14 protein-coding genes are annotated in these 16038 nt (G+C 72.7%); 3 read left to right on the forward strand and 11 right to left on the reverse strand.

Annotation, left to right across the window (positions count from 1 at the left end; all coding sequences use genetic code 11):
• Nucleotides 1-96 precede the first annotated feature (96 nt).
• The 11 genes from AC2CJA_RS13340 to AC2CJA_RS13390 all read right to left on the reverse strand — a co-directional run bounded on the left by AC2CJA_RS13340 (nt 97) and on the right by AC2CJA_RS13390 (nt 13575).
• Nucleotides 97-1413, reverse strand: a complete 1317-nt coding sequence (locus tag AC2CJA_RS13340; protein WP_484602908.1) for a pectate lyase family protein — start codon at nt 1411-1413, stop codon at nt 97-99.
• 166 nt (nt 1414-1579) lie between these two features.
• Nucleotides 1580-2926, reverse strand: coding sequence for an ABC transporter substrate-binding protein (locus AC2CJA_RS13345; protein WP_484602909.1), 1347 nt, complete (start codon nt 2924-2926; stop codon nt 1580-1582).
• Between the two features lie 133 nt (nt 2927-3059).
• Nucleotides 3060-4622, reverse strand: a complete 1563-nt coding sequence (locus AC2CJA_RS13350) for a glycoside hydrolase family 43 protein (RefSeq protein ID WP_484602910.1) — start codon at nt 4620-4622, stop codon at nt 3060-3062.
• The gene (locus AC2CJA_RS13355; protein ID WP_484602911.1) at nt 4619-5500 is read right to left on the reverse strand and encodes a DUF6807 domain-containing protein; all 882 of its coding nucleotides are present in this window, start codon (nt 5498-5500) and stop codon (nt 4619-4621) included. Before AC2CJA_RS13355 ends, AC2CJA_RS13350 begins: the two co-directional genes overlap by 4 nt.
• Entirely contained in the window at nt 5497-6738 is a 1242-nt protein-coding gene (locus tag AC2CJA_RS13360) for a Gfo/Idh/MocA family protein (RefSeq protein WP_484602912.1), read from the reverse strand. Before AC2CJA_RS13360 ends, AC2CJA_RS13355 begins: the two co-directional genes overlap by 4 nt.
• Complete coding sequence (locus tag AC2CJA_RS13365) at nt 6738-7646, reverse strand: carbohydrate ABC transporter permease (RefSeq protein ID WP_484602913.1); 909 nt, start codon at nt 7644-7646, stop codon at nt 6738-6740. Before AC2CJA_RS13365 ends, AC2CJA_RS13360 begins: the two co-directional genes overlap by 1 nt.
• On the reverse strand, nt 7643-8599 hold the full coding sequence (locus tag AC2CJA_RS13370; protein WP_484602914.1) for a carbohydrate ABC transporter permease: 957 nt from the start codon (nt 8597-8599) through the stop codon (nt 7643-7645). The genes AC2CJA_RS13365 and AC2CJA_RS13370 overlap by 4 nt, the downstream gene beginning before the upstream one ends.
• A gap of 116 nt (nt 8600-8715) precedes the next feature.
• Entirely contained in the window at nt 8716-10482 is a 1767-nt protein-coding gene (gene araD, locus AC2CJA_RS13375; RefSeq protein ID WP_484602915.1) for an L-arabinonate dehydratase, read from the reverse strand.
• The gene (locus tag AC2CJA_RS13380; RefSeq protein WP_484602916.1) at nt 10479-11396 is read right to left on the reverse strand and encodes a dihydrodipicolinate synthase family protein; all 918 of its coding nucleotides are present in this window, start codon (nt 11394-11396) and stop codon (nt 10479-10481) included. The genes araD and AC2CJA_RS13380 overlap by 4 nt, the downstream gene beginning before the upstream one ends.
• Nucleotides 11393-12070 carry a GntR family transcriptional regulator gene (locus AC2CJA_RS13385; protein ID WP_484602917.1) on the reverse strand — a complete coding sequence of 226 codons (678 nt, stop codon included), beginning with the start codon at nt 12068-12070 and terminating at the stop codon, nt 11393-11395. The genes AC2CJA_RS13380 and AC2CJA_RS13385 overlap by 4 nt, the downstream gene beginning before the upstream one ends.
• A 293-nt stretch (nt 12071-12363) precedes the next feature.
• Nucleotides 12364-13575: a hypothetical protein gene (locus AC2CJA_RS13390; protein ID WP_484602918.1), complete on the reverse strand. Its 1212-nt coding sequence runs from the start codon at nt 13573-13575 to the stop codon at nt 12364-12366.
• 423 nt (nt 13576-13998) lie between these two features.
• Between AC2CJA_RS13390 and AC2CJA_RS13395 the strand changes: the two genes are divergently transcribed.
• The 3 genes from AC2CJA_RS13395 (at nt 13999) to AC2CJA_RS13405 (ending at nt 15975) form a co-directional block, all read left to right on the forward strand.
• Complete coding sequence (locus AC2CJA_RS13395; protein WP_484602919.1) at nt 13999-14271, forward strand: GlsB/YeaQ/YmgE family stress response membrane protein; 273 nt, start codon at nt 13999-14001, stop codon at nt 14269-14271.
• A gap of 105 nt (nt 14272-14376) precedes the next feature.
• On the forward strand, nt 14377-15486 hold the full coding sequence (locus tag AC2CJA_RS13400) for a TerD family protein (RefSeq protein WP_484602920.1): 1110 nt from the start codon (nt 14377-14379) through the stop codon (nt 15484-15486).
• 297 nt (nt 15487-15783) lie between these two features.
• Nucleotides 15784-15975 carry a hypothetical protein gene (locus AC2CJA_RS13405; RefSeq protein WP_484602921.1) on the forward strand — a complete coding sequence of 64 codons (192 nt, stop codon included), beginning with the start codon at nt 15784-15786 and terminating at the stop codon, nt 15973-15975.
• Nucleotides 15976-16038 lie beyond the last annotated feature (63 nt).

Raw genomic sequence — 16038 nt, forward strand, 5'->3', positions numbered from 1 at the left:
GACCGGCACGGCCGGGCCCGGCGTGGGCCCGGCCCGCCAGGGCCGGCCGGAGGGCCGCGCCGGCTCCGGCCGGGAGCACACCGCGCCGGGTGAAGCTCACCTGCGGCCCTTGCCTTCCCTGACCCTGATCTCGCCGGCTCCGGCGTACCGGTCCACCAGGTACGGAACGGCCAGCGGGTGGTGGACGCGGGTGCGCAGGGCCGGGGTCCAGCCCGCGTCGTCACCGAGGAGACGGTCGGGGTTGGCGGCGTTGTAGGCGCCCAGCAGGTCCACGTGGCGGCCGTTGACCCAGTTGTTCCGCTCGGTCATGGAGGTTCCGGGGGTCCACTGGCGGATGGTGTCGGCCGGGGCCAGACCCTTGTGGAGGGTGAACGCGTTGTGCTCGGCGACGAGCGCGCCCTCCTTGCCGATGCCCCAGGTGTAGCCGTACTTGGCGCCCTCGTTCTGCTCGAAGTGGTTGTTGTAGGCGTCCACCCGGCCGAAGCGCACGCGCGGGGCGCGCTCGTTGACGTCCTCGAAGAGGTTGTGGTGGAAGGTGGTGCGCAGCTTGCCGCGGTCGTCGGCCTCCGCCTTGTCGCTGTTGCCCAGCAGGATGGTCTTGTCGTGCTCGGTGAAGACGTTCCAGCTCACCGTCACCAGGTCGGCGCCGCGCACGATGTCCAGCAGGCCGTCGTGCTGCTGGAAGAGCTGCCCGAAGTACCGCGGCTGCTCGCTGTCGGGGCGGCGTCCGTCGGTGAAGGTGTTGTGGTCGATCCAGACGTGGCGGGAGCCGTGGACTACGACGTTGTCGTACTCGGAGTTCCAGGCGCCGCCCTCCCCGTCGGTGGGGTCCCACTGCGGGAAGCAGTCGTAGGTGTCCTCGAAGGTGATGTTGCGGACGATGACGTTCTCCACGCCCCGGATCTGGAGGCTGGCGCCGAGGATGGCGGCGTCGTCGCCCACCCCGATCAGGGTGGTGTTGGAGCCGACGGCGAGCTTGACCCGCTCGTTCTGCTCGGCGGCCGAGGCGGCGCGGGCCTCCTCCAGCGGGCCCGAGGGCTCGTTCTCGCCCCAGACGGCGGGGTCGTACGCCTGGAGGTACTTCTCCAGGGTGTAGCCGTCGCGCTGGTAGTCCTCGCAGGCCAGCGGCCGTCCCTGGTCGTCGGCGTTGCCGTGGACCGTGCCCTTGACCTTGATGATCTTCGGTGTGTCGTCGCCGCCGTTCAGCGCCGCGGCCAGCTCGGCGCGGTTGGTGACGGTGAAGACGTGGTCGGCGTCGGCGGCGGCGCCGCCGGTGGTGCCGCCGTCGGCCGAGGCCCAGCCGTCGTTCTTCGGCAGGACGGCACGGGTCTGGTCGGCGCCGTGGCGCGGCGCGGCCTGGGCGGGTACGGCGAGGGCGGTCAGGGCGAGCGAGGCACAACCTGCCAGGGCCATGACACGCGCTTGGCACATTTTTCTCTGCACTGTGGCTCCTTCGGTCCTTCGGTCCTTCGGGGGTGTTCGGAGGGGGCCGGCCGCTCCGGGAACCCGGGGACGGCCGGTCCTCACGGACGGTGCGGCGGGGCGGACCGGTGTGGTGCCGCCCCACCGCGGCGGGGCGTCAGCCCTTCTGCTCGCTCCACTCGGCCTGGGCCTCGTTGAGCCGCTCCGCCAGGTCGTCGGCGAACTCCTCGGCCGTCATCTGCCCCAGCAGCAGCTTCTGGAAGTTGGGCTCGGTGTCGGCCTTGCTGATGCTGTTCCAGTCCGGCAGGTAGTACGGCAGCTGGACGATCTTGGTGTTCGGGTCGTCGAGCGACTCCATGGCCGCCTTGGTGGGCCTGGCCTTGTTGATCCACTCGTCGTCCGCGGCGTCGGTGTGGGCCGGGATGGCGCCCGCCGACTCGTTCCAGAGGCTGTTCATCTCGGCGGACGCGGCGAACTCGATGAACTTCCAGGCCGCCGCCTTGTTCCCGCTGGACCTGAACAGCCCCATCCCGTCGACCGGGTTGGAGACCAGGGTGCGCGGGCCGCCCTCAAAGGAGGCCGGCATCGGCAGCCCGTCGACGCCGGCCTCGCCGAACGCCTTCACATGGTCGGTGTAGGAGCCCAGGTTGTGCTGGAGCATCCCGACCTCACCGCCGGTGAAGGTGGCGACCATCTTGGTGAAGTCGTTGTTCAGGTCGGCCTTGGGCGTGTACTTGTTGTACAGGCCGACGTACTTCTCCAGCGCCTCGACGTTCCCCGGGTCGTTGACGGTGGTCTTGTCCCCGTCCCAGAAGCTCTCGATGCCGGACTGCGCGTACATCATCTCCAGCGCCTGGGCGACGGAGCCCGCGCCGCCGCGGATGGTGAAGCCGAACCGGTTGTTCTTCCTGTCGGTCAGCTCCTCGGCCGCCGTGTAGAAGTTCTCCCAGGTGCTGGGGCTCTCCAGACCGGCCGCCTCAAACAGGTCGGTGCGGTACCACAGCACGCCCTGGTTGGCGGAGGTCGGGACGGTGAACATCTGGTCCTTCTCGCCACCGGCGGCCTTGACGCTCTCGACCATGCCGTTGACCAGCTTGCCCTTCAGGGGGCTCTCCTCGATCCGGTCGCCGACCGGGTCCAGCGCGCCCTGGGCGACCATGTTGGCGAGGTAGGCCGTGCCGACCATGCCGACGTCCGGCAGGCTGTCGCCGCCGCCCTGGATGGCGGTGTCGTACTTGGACTGCACGTCGGCGATGGGTATGCCGACGTACTCCACGTCGATGTCCGGGTTCTCCTTCTCGAACTCGGTGATGATCTTCTTCCAGACCTCGGTGCGCACGCCGCCGTTGTTGTCCCAGAAGACGATCTTCCCCTCGCCCTCACCCTCGCTGCCCGTCTCGGTGCCCGAGCCGCCGCAGGCGGTGGCGGTCAGGGCGAGGGACGCGCTGATGCCCAGGGCCAGCAGGGTGCGGGCACGGGGTCTGCGGCTGTTGTTTCCACTCATCGTCGAGCCTCTTTCCTGGTCGTGCGTTTCCGCTTGGGTGTTCGTGTGTCGGGGTGCGGAGTGTCCTGGGGATGGGCCGGACGGTGGTGTCCGGGTGCGGTTGTCCGGATGCGGTGGTGGCCGGCGGACCGGGTCAGGTGACGCGGAATCGGGTGAAGACCGCGGTTCCGGCCGGTTCGCCGCCTTCGGGAGCGGCGGCGAACAGACCGAGCTGGGCACCGACCCGCCCCTGGTCTCCGACAGGGGGGACCCCGGCCAGGGAGGTGGCGGCGAAGGGCGGGCCAGAGGGGACGAAGTCCCTGTCGTCCCCGGTGCGCGCCGAGAACAGGCAGCGGGCGCCGGGGAGGAGTTCGATGCGCAGACGGGCGCGGCCGTCCGGTGCGGGCCGGGAGTGCGCGGCGTCCCGCTCGTGCTCGGCGGCGGGCTCGGCGAAGCGGTGCACCAGGCGGGTCGTCCCCGAGGCGTCCCGCTCCAGGCCGATCCAGGCGAACGCGTCGCCCAGGACCGCCAGCCCGGCCTTGGCGCCGCCGTCGGCCCCGTCCAGCCGCATCCCGACCTCGACCGTGCACGGGCGGCCGGGCAGCCGCTGCACCAGCGCGTTCGGCAGCCGGCGCAGGTCCCGGTCGTCGGCGGTGCGACGGCACACCAGCCGCAGTCCGTCGCCGCGGTGGGCGACCGTCCAGCCGTGCCCCGGGTTGGCGGTCCAGGACCACTGGTGGCCGAAGCGCCCGCCGGGGAAGTCGTCGTCGGTGGCGGGGGCCGCCGGGCGCTCGGCGGGAGCGGGCGAGCGGTGGACGGCGACGGGTTCACCCCCGTCGCCGATCACCGGCCAGCCCTGCCCGTCCCAGTCCACCGGCTGCAGGTGCACCACCCGCCCGTACGCGCCGCGCTGCTGGAAGTGCAGGAACCAGTCGGAGCCGTCGGCCGCCCGCACCCACGCGCCCTGGTGCGGGCCGTTGACGCCGGTGCGGCCCTGGGCGAGCACGATGCGCTCCTCGTAGGGGCCGAAGACGTCCCGGGAGCGGAACGCGCCCTGCCATCCGGTCTCCACTCCCCCGGCCGGAGCGAAGATCCAGTACCAGCCGCCGTGCCGGTAGAGCTTGGGGCCCTCCAGGGTGAACCAGCCCGGCAGCGCGTCGCCGTCGACGACCGTGCGGCCGGCGTCGAGCAGTTCGCGGCCGTCGGGGCTCATCCGGTGGCCGGTCAGCCGGTTCTTGATCCCGGAGCGGGACTCCGCCCAGGCGTGCACCAGGTAGGCGCGGCCGTCCTCGTCCCACAGCGGGCAGGGGTCGATCAGTCCGCGGCCCGCCTTCAGCAGGTGCGGTCCGCTCCACGGGCCCCGCACGTCCTCGGCACTGATCTGGTGGATGCCGTGGTCGGGGTCGCCCCAGAAGATCCAGAATCGGCCGGCGTGATGGCGGATGGCGGGCGCCCACACCCCGCGGTCGTGGCGCGGGGCGGTGAACGCCTGCTCGGGCTCCAGCCGCTGAAGGGCATGGCCGACGATCCGCCAGTTGACCAGGTCGCGGGAGTGGAGGATCGGCAGGCCGGGGACGCGGCCGAAGCTGGAGGCGGTCAGGTAGTAGTCGTCGCCGACGCGGACGGCGTCGGGGTCGGACCAGTCGGCGTCCAGCACCGGATTGCGGTACGTGCCGGCCGGGGCCGCGGGGAGCGCGGTCGCCGGGAGGGCCGTCATCGGGGCGCCTCCTTCCCGGTGAGCCGGGCGGCGACCTCGGCGGCGGCGGCCCTCTCCAGCCGTCCGTCGGCGACACCGGTGACCACGCGCCGCACCACCGGCCGCCCGGCGGGCAACGGCAGTCTGCCGTCCCAGGCCAGTGCGGAGCCGACCCCCGGGTACTCGGCGGCGCGTACGAACCACCGGTCGCGGCGGGTGTCCTCGGTGGCGCCGGCGAACACCAGCGTCCAGGCGTCGGTCGCCATGGCCAGCCAGGGAGCCCGCGAGCCGTGCACCGCCTCCTCGCCCTCGGCGTCCCCGGTGAACACCTCCGGCGGGCGGGGGCCGATGGGCGGACGCCAGAAGAAGCCGCCGTAGCCGGCGCCGGGGCGGCCGTTGGTGGCCGGGCTGCCCACCGACAGCTCCTCGCCGCAGACGTTGGTGAGCTCGGTGGTGAGGTCCAGCGCCCAGCAGTCCGCGTCCAGCGCCCGGGCGGTGACGGTGCGGCGCTCGGTCAGCAGCCGCCGTCCGCCCCGCCGCCAGGCGATCTCCTCGGTGAAGCCGTCCTCGCGCAGATCCGTCCAGCCCAGGTGGTCCTGGTGCCCGTGGTTGTCCAGCTCGACCGGCCCCCGGTCGCGGACGAAGGTGCGCCCGCCCCAGAAGTTTGCGCCGCCGACGTCGGGGACGGCCACGCTCACCCCGAGGTGGTGCACGTGGTCGGCGGGCCGCAGTTCGGTGACGGCGGTGCCGCCCAGGGTGCGGACGGGGTGCAGGTAGGGGCGCGGCGACTGGCTTCCGGCCAGGCGCGGCCGGTACTCGTAGCGGGCGACCGTCCGTCCGCCGCAGCGCAGTTCGGCGGTTCCGGCGCCTTCGCCGGCGCCCGGGTGCGGCGCGGTCATACCCCGGCCCCCTTCCGCTCGGATTCCCGCCCGGGTTCCGCCGCCGGTGCGGCCCAGGGGGCGCGCGGACCGGATCCGCCGGACAGCTCGGAGTACAGGGCCAGCTCCCGCGCTCCCGCCGCGACCAGCTCGTCGACGCCTGTGACGATCCGCCGGGCGGAGCCGTCGCCGTCGGCGCCGGGCTCGGTGCGCCAGGCGCTGCCGGGCAGCGGGCGCGGCTCGGGCGCGGTGCGCACGGCCTCCACCAGCCGCATGAAGGCGCCGGTGCGCTCGGGCGGAACCAGCAGCTCCTCGCCGTCGGTGAGGTGGGCCACGAGGTTGCGCAGCAGGTCCGTGCGGGCGTGCTCGGTGGTCTCGGGCTCGTGCCCGTCGCGTTCCAGCAGCAGGCGGTCCTGCTTGTACCAGAGGGTGATCCGGCCGCCGGTGCCGTGGACGACGACGTAGGGCTCACCGGGCCGCTCGGCGCACAGGGTCACGGCAGCGGTGATCTCGCCCGTCGTCCCGTCGCCGCGCTCGGTGCGCAGCCGGACGCAGGAGGTGTCGTCGGACTCGATGGCGTTGGCGCGGTACAGCTCCAGCTCGATGCCGGCGATGTCCTCGGCGCGGTCGCCGCCGTCGATGCGCAGCGCGGTGGCCACCGCGTGGGCCAGGGGGTTGGTGAGGACGCCGTCCACAACGTCCCGGCCCTCCAGACGGCGCCGGCCGGCCCAGGGCGCACGGCTCCAGTAGGCCAGGTCCCGGCTCCAGGCGCCGGCCGCGCCGATGCCGCGCACCGCGCCGATCGCGCCGTCGGCGATCAGGTCGCGCACCGCGGTGACGGCGTGCGAGCCCAGGGACTGGAAGCCGATCTGGCAGGCGACGCCCGCGGCCCGCACCCCCTTCACCATCCGCTCGAACTCCGCGTACGAGGGCGCGGGGGGTTTCTCCAGCAGCAGGTGCACGCCCCGCTCCGCGGCGGCCAGCGCCAGACCGGTGTGGGTGTGGATCGGGGTGCAGACCACGGCGATCCGCGCGCCGGTGCTCTCCAGCAGGGCCGCGAAGTCGACCGACTGCTCGGGGTCGCCCGGACCGTCCAGCTCGTCCTCGCCCAGCGGCGTCAGCTCGCAGATCCCGGCCAGGCGGACCAGGCCCTCCTGCGCGAGGCGGCGGATGTTGGCCAGGTGCCAGCGACCGTGGCCGCGGGCGCCGGCCAGTACGACCGGCAGGGCCGGGGCGGAGGCGGGTGCGGTGGGAGTCATCAGCCCTTCACCGCCCCCGCGCTGAAGCCGGTGATCAGCCACTTCTGGATGAAGGCGAAGATGATCACCACGGGCACGGCGGCGACCACACCGCCCGCCGCGAGCGCGCCCAGGTCCACGCTGTCGGAGCCGATGAGGGTGTTCAGGCCCACCGGGATCGTCTGCTTCTCCTGGGAGGAGAGGAACATCAGGGCGAACAGGAAGTGGTTCCAGCTGTGCACGAAGGCGAAGGAGCCCACCGCGATCAGCCCGGGTCGCAGCATCGGCAGCACGATGGCCGCGAACGCCCGCAGCCGGGAGCAGCCGTCCACCCAGGCGGCCTCCTCCAGCGACTCGGGGACGTTCTTGATGAAGCCGCTGATCAGGATCATCGACAGCGGCAGCTGGAAGACCGTCTCCGCGATGATCACGCTCCACATGGAGTTGATGAGCTGGAGGCCCCGGAAGGTCTCGAACAGCGGGACCAGCATCAGCGCGCCGGGGATGAACTGCGAGCACAGCAGCGCCAGCATGAAGGCGTTCTTCATCCGGAACCGGAAGCGCGCCAGGGCGTAACCGCCGGCCAGGGCCACCGCCATCGTCATCACCATCGAGGCGATGCCGACCTGGGTGCTGTTGAGGAAGTAGGTACCGAAGCTGCGCTCGTTCCAGACCTTCTCGAAGTGCTCGCCGGTCATCGGCCAGGGCACCAGCGAGGTGGAGCCGGAGGGGCGGACGGCGAACAGCAGCATCCAGTAGAAGGGGATGAGGGTGAAGAGCAGGTAGATGCCCAGGGGCACGTAGATCCGCCAGCGCGGCGGCCCGTCGTCGAGCTTGCGCTGCCGTGCCTTCCTCCGGGCCGGGGGCGGGGTCTCCCCGTCGGCCGGGGCGGGCGTCCGGACGCCCTTCTCCACGATCGCCGCGGTCACTTGTCGTCGCCTCCGAACTTGCTCAGGCGCAGATAGAGGATCGAGCAGAAGAGCAGGATCACGAAGGCCACGGTGGTCAGCGCGGAGGCGTAGCCGAAGTCGTGGCCCTCGATGCCGGTGTTGGCGACATAGAGCGGGAGCGTGGTGGTCACGCCGGCCGGTCCGCCGCCGGTGAGGGTGTAGAGCAGGTCGACGTTGTTGAACTCCCACACCGCGCGCAGCAGGGTGGAGAGGATGATCGCGTCCTTCAGGTGCGGCAGGGTGATGTGCCAGAACTGCCGGAAGCGGCCGGCGCCGTCCACCGAGGCCGCCTCGTACAGGTCCTTGGAGACGGACTGCAGGTCGGCGAGGATGAGGATCGCGAAGAAGGGGACACCGCGCCACAGTTCGGCCAGGACCGCGGCCCAGAAGACGGTGCCGGTGTCGGAGAGGACGGAGGTGCCGTACTCGCCGATGCCGGCGTCCGCCAGGTAGCGGCTCAGGCCCGTGGAGGGGTTGTACAGCAGGATCCAGATGGTGGTGGTGAGCACACCGGAGACGGCCCAGGGCGAGAAGACCAGGGCCCGGGCGATACCGCGGCCGGCGAACGTCTGGTTGACGATCAGAGCGAGCGCCAGGCCGAAGACGAGCTGGAGGCCGACCTCGGCGACGACCCACTTGGCGCTGAAGGCGAGGGTCTGCCAGAACAGCGGGTCCTCGAGGAAGATCTCCCGGAAGTTGTCCAGACCCGCGAAGCCGTTCCGCCAGGGCTTGGTGACGTTGTAGTGCTGGAGGCTGTAGTACAGGACGCTGAGCATCGGGTAGGCGATGAAGCCCAGCATCAGCAGCCCGGCGGGTGCGACCAGTACGTACGGCAGGCCGCGCTTTCGGGTGAGTCCGGGCTTCCCCGGCCTTCCCGGTTTCCCCTGCCTCCCCGGCAGGGCGCGCTTCCTCGGCACGGCGGTGAGTGCCATTGCCGGTGCTCCGTTCTGTCGTCGAATGACTGTCGAACGTCGTTCGAGATGTCGTGTCGGCGGGTGATTCGGACGGTCTGTGGTGCGGTGGTGCGGCAGTGGTGCGGTACGGGCGGTCAGCCCGCGTAGGGTTCGGGGACCTCGCCGGGGCGGGCGAGGAAGGCGAAGTCGCAGCCGGTGTCGGCCTGGGTGATGTGCTCCTCGTACAGCGCCCCGTAGCCGCGCCCGTAACGCCGCTCGGGCGGGCGCCAGGCGGCGCGCCGGCGTTCGAGCTCGGCGTCGTCGACCTCCAGGCGCAGGGTGCGCGCGGCCACGTCGAGGGTGATCAGGTCGCCGGTCTCCACCAGGGCCAGCGGCCCGCCCGCGTGGGACTCGGGGGCGATGTGCAGGACGCAGGCGCCGTAGCTGGTGCCGCTCATCCGGGCGTCGGAGAGGCGGACCATGTCGCGCACGCCCTGCTTGAGCAGGTGGTCGGGGATCGGCAGCATCCCGTACTCCGGCATGCCCGGCCCGCCCAGTGGTCCCGAGCCTCGCAGCACCAGCACGCTCTCGGCGGTGACGCCCAGGTCCGGGTCGTTGATGGTGGCCTGCATGGTGCGGTAGTCGTCGAAGACGACCGCCGGGCCGGTGTGCTTCATCAGGTGCTGCTCGGCGGCGATGTGCTTGATGACCGCGCCGTCCGGGGCGAGGTTCCCGCGCAGCACGGCCACGCCTCCCTCGGCCGCCAGCGGGTCGTCGGTGGTGCGGATGACGTCGTCGTCGTGGACGAGGGCGCCGGCGATCTGCTCGCGCAGCGTCCCGTGTGCGACGGTGGGCCGCTCCAGGTGGAGGTGGTCCCGCAGCCGGGAGAGGAAGCCGGGCATGCCGCCCGCGTAGTGGAAGTCCTCCATCAGGTACTTCCCGCCGGGCCTGAGGTTGGCCAGTACGGGGGTGGCGCGGGCGATCCGGTCGAAGTCGTCCAGGGTGAGGCCGATGCCCGACCGCCCGGCCATCGCGATCAGATGGATGACGGCGTTGGTGGAGCCGCCCAGCGCGCACACGGCGGCGACGGCGTCCTCGTACGCCTCACGGGTCAGGACGGTGGAGAGCCTGCGGTCGGTCCATGCCAGCTCCACGATCCGGCGCCCGGCCGCGGCAGCCATCCGGGAGTGGCCGGAGTCGACCGCGGGGATGGAGGACGCCCCCGGCATGGTCACACCCAGGACCTCGGCGGCGCCGGTCATGGTGGAGGCGGTGCCCATCGTCATGCAGTGGCCGGGCGAACGGGCGAGCCCGCACTCCAGTTCGGCCATCTCGCAGTCGCCGATGAGACCGGCGCGCCTGTCGTCCCAGTACTTCCACATGTCGGTGCCCGAGCCGAGGGTCTCGCCCCGCCAGTGGCCGCGCAGCATGGGTCCGGCGGGGACGAAGACGGTGGGCAGGTCGACGCTGGCCGCGCCCATCAGCAGGGCGGGGGTGGTCTTGTCGCAGCCGCCCATCAGCACCGCGCCGTCCACCGGGTAGGAGCGCAGCAGCTCCTCGGTCTCCAGGGAGAGCAGATTGCGGTAGAGCATGGGGGTGGGCTTCTGGAAGGTCTCCGAGAGGGTGGAGACCGGGAACTCCAGAGGGAAGCCGCCGGCCTGCCACACCCCGCGCTTGACCGCCTCGGCGCGCTCACGCAGGTGCTGGTGGCAGGGGTTGATGTCGGACCAGGTGTTGAGGATCGCGATGACCGGCTTGCCCAGGTGCTCCTCGGGGAGGTAGCCGAGCTGCCGGGTGCGGGCGCGGTGGCTGAAGGAGCGCAGCCCGTCGGTGCCGTACCACTGGTGGCTGCGCAGCTCCTCGGGGGCGCGGCGGGCGCGGGGGGCGCCGCGCCGCTCGTGCCGGTCGTGCCGGTCGGTCATGCCGCCTCCCATCCCTTGACGATTCCGGCGATCTCCGCGCGCTGCTCCTCGGGCAGCGTCCGGCTCGGGGGGCGGACGTCGCGGCGGCACAGGCCGAGGTGGGCCAGGGCCTCCTTGACGACGGAGACGTTGTCGGCCGACTGCTGTGCGGCGCGCAGGTCCTCGAAGACGCGGATGCTCTCCCACACCTCCATCGCGGCGCCGAAATCCCCGGCCCGCAGGGCGCGGAGCATCTCCAGCGAGATCCGCGGCACCACGTTGACCAGGCCGGAGGTGAAGCCGGTGGCGCCGCAGGCGAAGTAGGACGGCGCGTACAGCTCGGCGAGTCCGGCCACCCACACGAAGCGGTCCCGGCCGGCGTCGCGGGCGAAGGCGGCGAAGCGCGCGGCGTCGGGGACGGCGTACTTGACACCGATGACGTTGGGGCACGCCTCCCCGAGCCGGGCGAGGGCCGAGCCCTCGATGAGGGGGTTGCGCAGGTAGGGGACGACACCCAGCTCCGGGACGGCCTCGGCGACGACCCGGTGGTAGTCCACCCAGCCGGCCTGCGAGACGTAGGGGTTGACGGGCTGGTGGACCATCACCATGCCGGCCCCGGCGTCGCGGGCCTGCTCGGCGGCGGCGACCGCGGTCGCCGGGTCGTGGCCGACGCCCACGACGACCTCGGCCTCCCCTCCGGCCTCCTTCACCTCGGCCACGGTCAGTTCGGCCTCCAGCCGCCGCTCGTCGGGGGTGAGGGAGTAGAACTCGCTGGTGTTGCCGTTGGGGGTGACGGCGCGGATTCCGGCGTCCAGCAGCCGTCGGACCAGGGCCCGGTAGGTGCCCGCGTCCAGCCGGCCCCGCTCGTCGAACGGCGTGACCGGGATCGCCACGACGTCGGCGAGTGCGGCTCGCCGGTGGGAGAAGTCCGTCATGCCTGGACCTGACCTTCCTGGTTCTCCATGGCCGGGAGGGCCCGGCGGACGAATCCCTCGATGTGGTCGCGCAGCAGCCCGGCCGCGCCGTCGGCGTCCCCGTCCAGGGCCCGGGCGAGGATCTCCCGGTGCTCGGCGGCCTCACGCTCCCAGGAGGGCACGGCCTCCCAGACGACGGTGGACACCAGGGCCGCCTGGTCGCGCAGGTCGTCGAGCATCCGCGCCAGCAGCGGGTTGCCGCAGGGCAGGTACAGGGCCCGGTGGAAGTCCCGGTTGGCCAGCGAGCGGTCGGCCCGGTCGGCGGCCGCGTCGGCCCGCTCCAGCGCGGCCCGGGCCCCGGCCAGGTCCGCCTTCACCGCGACGGTGCGGCGCAGCGCCTCCGGCTCCAGCAGCAGCCGCACGTCGTAGACCGAGCGCGCCATCGAGGTGTCCACGGTGCGCACGGTGGCGCCCCTGTACTCGCTCATCACGACCAGCCCGCGGCCCGCGAGGGTCTTCAGCGCCTCGCGGACCGGGGTCTTGGACACGCCGAACCGTGCGGCCAGCTCGGTCTCCACCAGCGGCTGCCCGGGCGGGAGCTGCCCGGTGAGGATGGCGTGGGTCAGATGCTCCATGACGTACTGCGTCCTGGAGGGGACGGGCACCGGTGCGAGACCGGTCAGGGGGACTCTCATGCGGTCGGCTCTCAGGTCGGCTGCGGCGACGGACGTACGGGCGGCGGTGCGCACGGCACCCGGGGGTGCGGCGCACACCCGCATACGGCATCTCGTATATGAGGCACGAGATATGACGTATGCCGTATCGCGTACGACGTGCGGTGGGACGAAAGTAGGGCGGCCCCCGGGCTCCGTCAACGGTTCTGACAGAACTTTCAAGGGCCGCCCTGAAAGCGCTTGCCGTACGCAACGACGGATGCGCCGACGATCACAGGGAGCTGCCGTCCACGCGCTCGCGGCGGCTCGCCGGATCAGCGGAGCCGGGACAGCGCGGCCTGCACGGCCGCCAGGTCCGCGTCGCAGGCCAGGCCGGCGTGGTATAGCCGCAGTTCGGTCGCCCCCAGCTCCCCGGCGTGGGCGGCGTCCTCGGCCAGCCGCGCCGGATCTCCGCCCATCCCTCCGACCACCGTGAGGTTGGCCGCGAGCACGGTGGAGGGTGCGCGGTACGGGGCGAAGGGCGCCAGGACGGCCTCGCGTTCGGCGTCGCCCCCGGTGCACGGCAGCACCACCCCGTCGGCCAGGGCGAGGACGCCGGCGGGATCCACTCCGACGTTGGCCCCGCAGCGGTGGGGTGCCGGATCGGCGTGCAGAAGCACCCGGAACCCATCCCTCCGCCGAGCCTCCGCGGCCTTTCGCACGGCCGTCACGACCTCGGTTTGGAAAGCGCTCGCTACCTGGTTGCGCCAGTCGGCCGCGACCCGGGCGAACTCCCGCCCCAGCAGCTTCTCCACTTCCTCCCACTCCCGGCCGCGCCTGTCGGCGGCACCCCCGCGCCCCCCGCGCCACAGCGGCTCCAGCGCGCCGGCCGCGGCACGCCGCAGCAGCTCTGGGTCGGCCCCGTGCGCGGCGTACCCGGTTTCGCACTCCGGGCAGAAGCACAGCGACATCAGGTACTGGCCGGCCCCGTCCAGCCGCACCCCGCCGGTCTTGTCGTGGGCGCTCAGGTGCCCCAGCCCGTACCAGCCGCAGGACTCCAGCTCCACCCCCCGCGCGCCGGGCCGCACGGCGGCCTCGGCGGCCAGGGCGGCGGCGTAGGCGCGCACCTCCTCCCGCGCGATGCAGGGCGCCCAGGGGTAGCGGTCGCCGTAGGCGTTGCGCACGGTCAGGTCCGGATGCTCGCCGCCGAGCCGGGTGTTGTGGGCGAGGATCACCCAGGAGTGCACCTCCAGCCCGGCGTCGGCCAGGGCCGCCGCGGCCTCGCCGTACGGGTCCTGGCCCGCGATCCAGTCCTGCGTGTACGGGCGCAGCCGCCGGCCCTCCCAGCGGGCCCGGTCCACCGGGTAGTAGACGGCGGAGTGCCGGGCCGCCACGACCCGGTGGCGCGGATGCCGGGGGGTGAGCGCCCTGGTGGAGTGGTAGGCGGAGGCGAGGGTGACCTGCTCGACGCCGAGGTCGGCGATCCGGCGTGCTGCGGCCGGGTCGCCGACGACGTCCCAGGGGTAGACGAACGCGGAAGCGCGCATCGGCGGCTCCTTGGTGTGAGTCGGGCTCGGACGGGCGAGCCGGTTGGACGGACGGGCGAAGGCCGGATCAGCGGACCGGGCCGCGGCAGCCTCGTCCGCGCTTGTACGGGACCGCGCACGATGGTGTCGCATGTCCGCCCATCTGAACAGCGCGGGATCCGCCACTCACCCGCGCCCGGGAGGCGGCCGGGGGTTCTCCGGTGCTTCCACACCTTTGGCGCTCCGGGCGGAACCCGGCGAATCCCTTGGACGGTTCCTTGGCATGAACGGTGTTCAGGTATGAGGGCCCGGGCGCCGCCATCCGTACGGGCCCGCCGACGTCCGCCCGGCCGAAGGTGTTCGAGGACTCCTGCGTTCGGGCATGATGGCCCGCGAAGATCGCGTACCGCGGGCCGGGGGCCCGCGGCGGGGAGGGGTTCGATCGTGGACATCGTGAGCTGGCTGGTGCTCGGACTGGTCACGGGGGTCGTCGCCAAGGTCCTGCTGCCGGGCCGCGACCCGGGCGGACTGGTGGGCACCACGCTCATCGGCATCGTCGGGGCGTTCGTGGGCGGCTGGCTGTCGGCGAACTACCTGGACCGTCCCGTGGAGCGGGACTTCTACGACCCGGCCCTGTGGGTCTCGGCGGTCGCCGGTTCCCTGGTGCTGCTGGTCGCCTACCGCCTGTTCTTCGGCCACTCCCGCCCGCCCCGCTGAGGCCCGGCTCGCCCCGCGCTCCGGCCCCGCCGGAGCGGGCGCACCGGACGGCTGAGGTAATGGAACCGTAAAGCCACCTGGTCCGTTATCCGGACCATGACTGCAATGACTCCCGGTTCGAACCTCCCGCTGTCCACCGCGCGTGTGGCGGTGGACGTGACCGCGCCGGCGCGGCTCGATGTCTCCGGCCTGCTGATCGCCGCGGACGGGAAGGTGCGCTCCGACGACGACTTCGTCTTCTACAACCAGCCCTCCGCCCCGGGGGTGGCCCACAGTTCCGCGGGCGGCCTCGACACCATCACCGTGGACACCGCCGCGGTGCCCGCCGGCATCGAGAAGGTCGTGGTGACGGCCAGCCTCGACGCCCCGGGCGCGACCTTCGCCGGCACCGAGCCCACCGCGACCGTGCGGGACGCGGCGAGCGGCGCGGTGGTGGCCACCTTCACCCCGCCCCGGCTGGGCGCGGAGACGGCCCTGGTGGTCGTCGAGGTGTACCGCAGGGGCGTCGCCTGGAAGGTCCGCGCGGTCGGCCAGGGGTACGCCGACGGGCTGGCGGGCATCGCCACGGACTTCGGCGTGACGGTGGAGGAGCCCGCCGCGCCGGCCGCGCCGGCCGCCGCCGCACCCGCCGCACCCGGGAAGATCAACCTGGACAAGGGCCGGGTGGACCTGCGGAAGCACGAGACCGTCTCCCTGGTCAAGGGCGGCAAGCCGCTGCTGACCTCGGTCCGGATGGGTCTGGGCTGGGAGCCCGCCTTCCGCGGCAAGGACGTCGACCTCGACGCGTCGGTCATCGCCTACGACGCCAACCGCAAGAAGATCGACAACTGCTACTTCGGCAGGCTCGCCATCCTGAACGGGGTGATCCAGCACTCCGGCGACAACCTCACCGGCGAGGGCGCGGGCGACGACGAGGCCATCACCGTCCACCTGGGTGGTCTGCCGCCGCAGGTGACGGGCCTGGTCTTCACGGTCAACTCCTTCTCCGGGCAGAGGTTCACCGAGGTCGCCAAGGCGTACTGCCGCCTGCTGGACGCCGCCACCGGCGAGGAACTGGTCCGCTTCGACCTGACCGGCTCCGAGCCGCGCACGGGCGTGCTGATGTGCAAGCTGATCCGCCAGTTCTCGGGCGAGTGGGAGATGACGGCACTGGGCGACTACGTGGACTCCCGCACCGTCCGCGGCATGGTGAAGCCGGGCGGCGCGGCCCTGTAGGGGGACCGGCGGGAGGTGGAGGAGGGCGGCGGGAGGTGGAGGAGGGCGGCGGGAGGCGTGCGGGAGCGGTGAAGACGCCTGCGACCGGGCTCCGGCCCCGGCGCGGGAGGGCGGGCGGAGGTGACATCCGTCGCATCCTCCGACTGCCCCGGCAGGCCCAACTCCCCGCACTGGCAACCATATTCGCAGGTCAGCGGCGATTTCGGGCATTTGCGGAGCGATTGAGGTTTAAACTACACGGCGGAGGGGGACGCAAAAGGACCTGCCGCTGTCATACCCAGCCCCTACGCTGGTCATATGTCCACCACTCCCGAGCAAGGACCCGCGGTTTCCCGGCCCCAGACCCCCGCCCAGGCGAACGAGGCGCTCCGCGCCTTCGTCCGCGCCCACGGGGACCGTCCCTGGTCCCGGGCGGAGCTCGCCGAGCTGGACCGGCTGCGGAGCCTGTGGCGGGCGGCCGAGCGGCACGGGATGACCACAGCGGCCTGAGAGCCGCGCACGGCCCCGACACGTCATGCGGAAGGGCCCCCGGGAGATGATCTCCCGGGGGCC

It is taken from the genome of Streptomyces sp. ATLC9, from assembly GCF_057196705.1.

What these genes read in the sequence shown, in the direction of transcription:
- AC2CJA_RS13340 (WP_484602908.1), bottom strand. Translation starts at nt 1,413, where the DNA reads ATGGCCCTGGCAGGTTGTGCCTCGCTCGCCCTGACCGCCCTCGCCGTA.
- AC2CJA_RS13345 (WP_484602909.1), bottom strand. Translation starts at nt 2,926, where the DNA reads ATGAGTGGAAACAACAGCCGCAGACCCCGTGCCCGCACCCTGCTGGCC.
- AC2CJA_RS13350 (WP_484602910.1), bottom strand. Translation starts at nt 4,622, where the DNA reads ATGACGGCCCTCCCGGCGACCGCGCTCCCCGCGGCCCCGGCCGGCACG.
- AC2CJA_RS13355 (WP_484602911.1), bottom strand. Translation starts at nt 5,500, where the DNA reads ATGACCGCGCCGCACCCGGGCGCCGGCGAAGGCGCCGGAACCGCCGAA.
- AC2CJA_RS13360 (WP_484602912.1), bottom strand. Translation starts at nt 6,738, where the DNA reads ATGACTCCCACCGCACCCGCCTCCGCCCCGGCCCTGCCGGTCGTACTG.
- AC2CJA_RS13370 (WP_484602914.1), bottom strand. Translation starts at nt 8,599, where the DNA reads ATGGCACTCACCGCCGTGCCGAGGAAGCGCGCCCTGCCGGGGAGGCAG.
- araD (WP_484602915.1), bottom strand. Translation starts at nt 10,482, where the DNA reads ATGACCGACCGGCACGACCGGCACGAGCGGCGCGGCGCCCCCCGCGCC.
- AC2CJA_RS13380 (WP_484602916.1), bottom strand. Translation starts at nt 11,396, where the DNA reads ATGACGGACTTCTCCCACCGGCGAGCCGCACTCGCCGACGTCGTGGCG.
- AC2CJA_RS13385 (WP_484602917.1), bottom strand. Translation starts at nt 12,070, where the DNA reads ATGAGAGTCCCCCTGACCGGTCTCGCACCGGTGCCCGTCCCCTCCAGG.
- AC2CJA_RS13390 (WP_484602918.1), bottom strand. Translation starts at nt 13,575, where the DNA reads ATGCGCGCTTCCGCGTTCGTCTACCCCTGGGACGTCGTCGGCGACCCG.
- AC2CJA_RS13400 (WP_484602920.1), top strand. Translation starts at nt 14,377, where the DNA reads ATGACTCCCGGTTCGAACCTCCCGCTGTCCACCGCGCGTGTGGCGGTG.
- AC2CJA_RS13405 (WP_484602921.1), top strand. Translation starts at nt 15,784, where the DNA reads ATGTCCACCACTCCCGAGCAAGGACCCGCGGTTTCCCGGCCCCAGACC.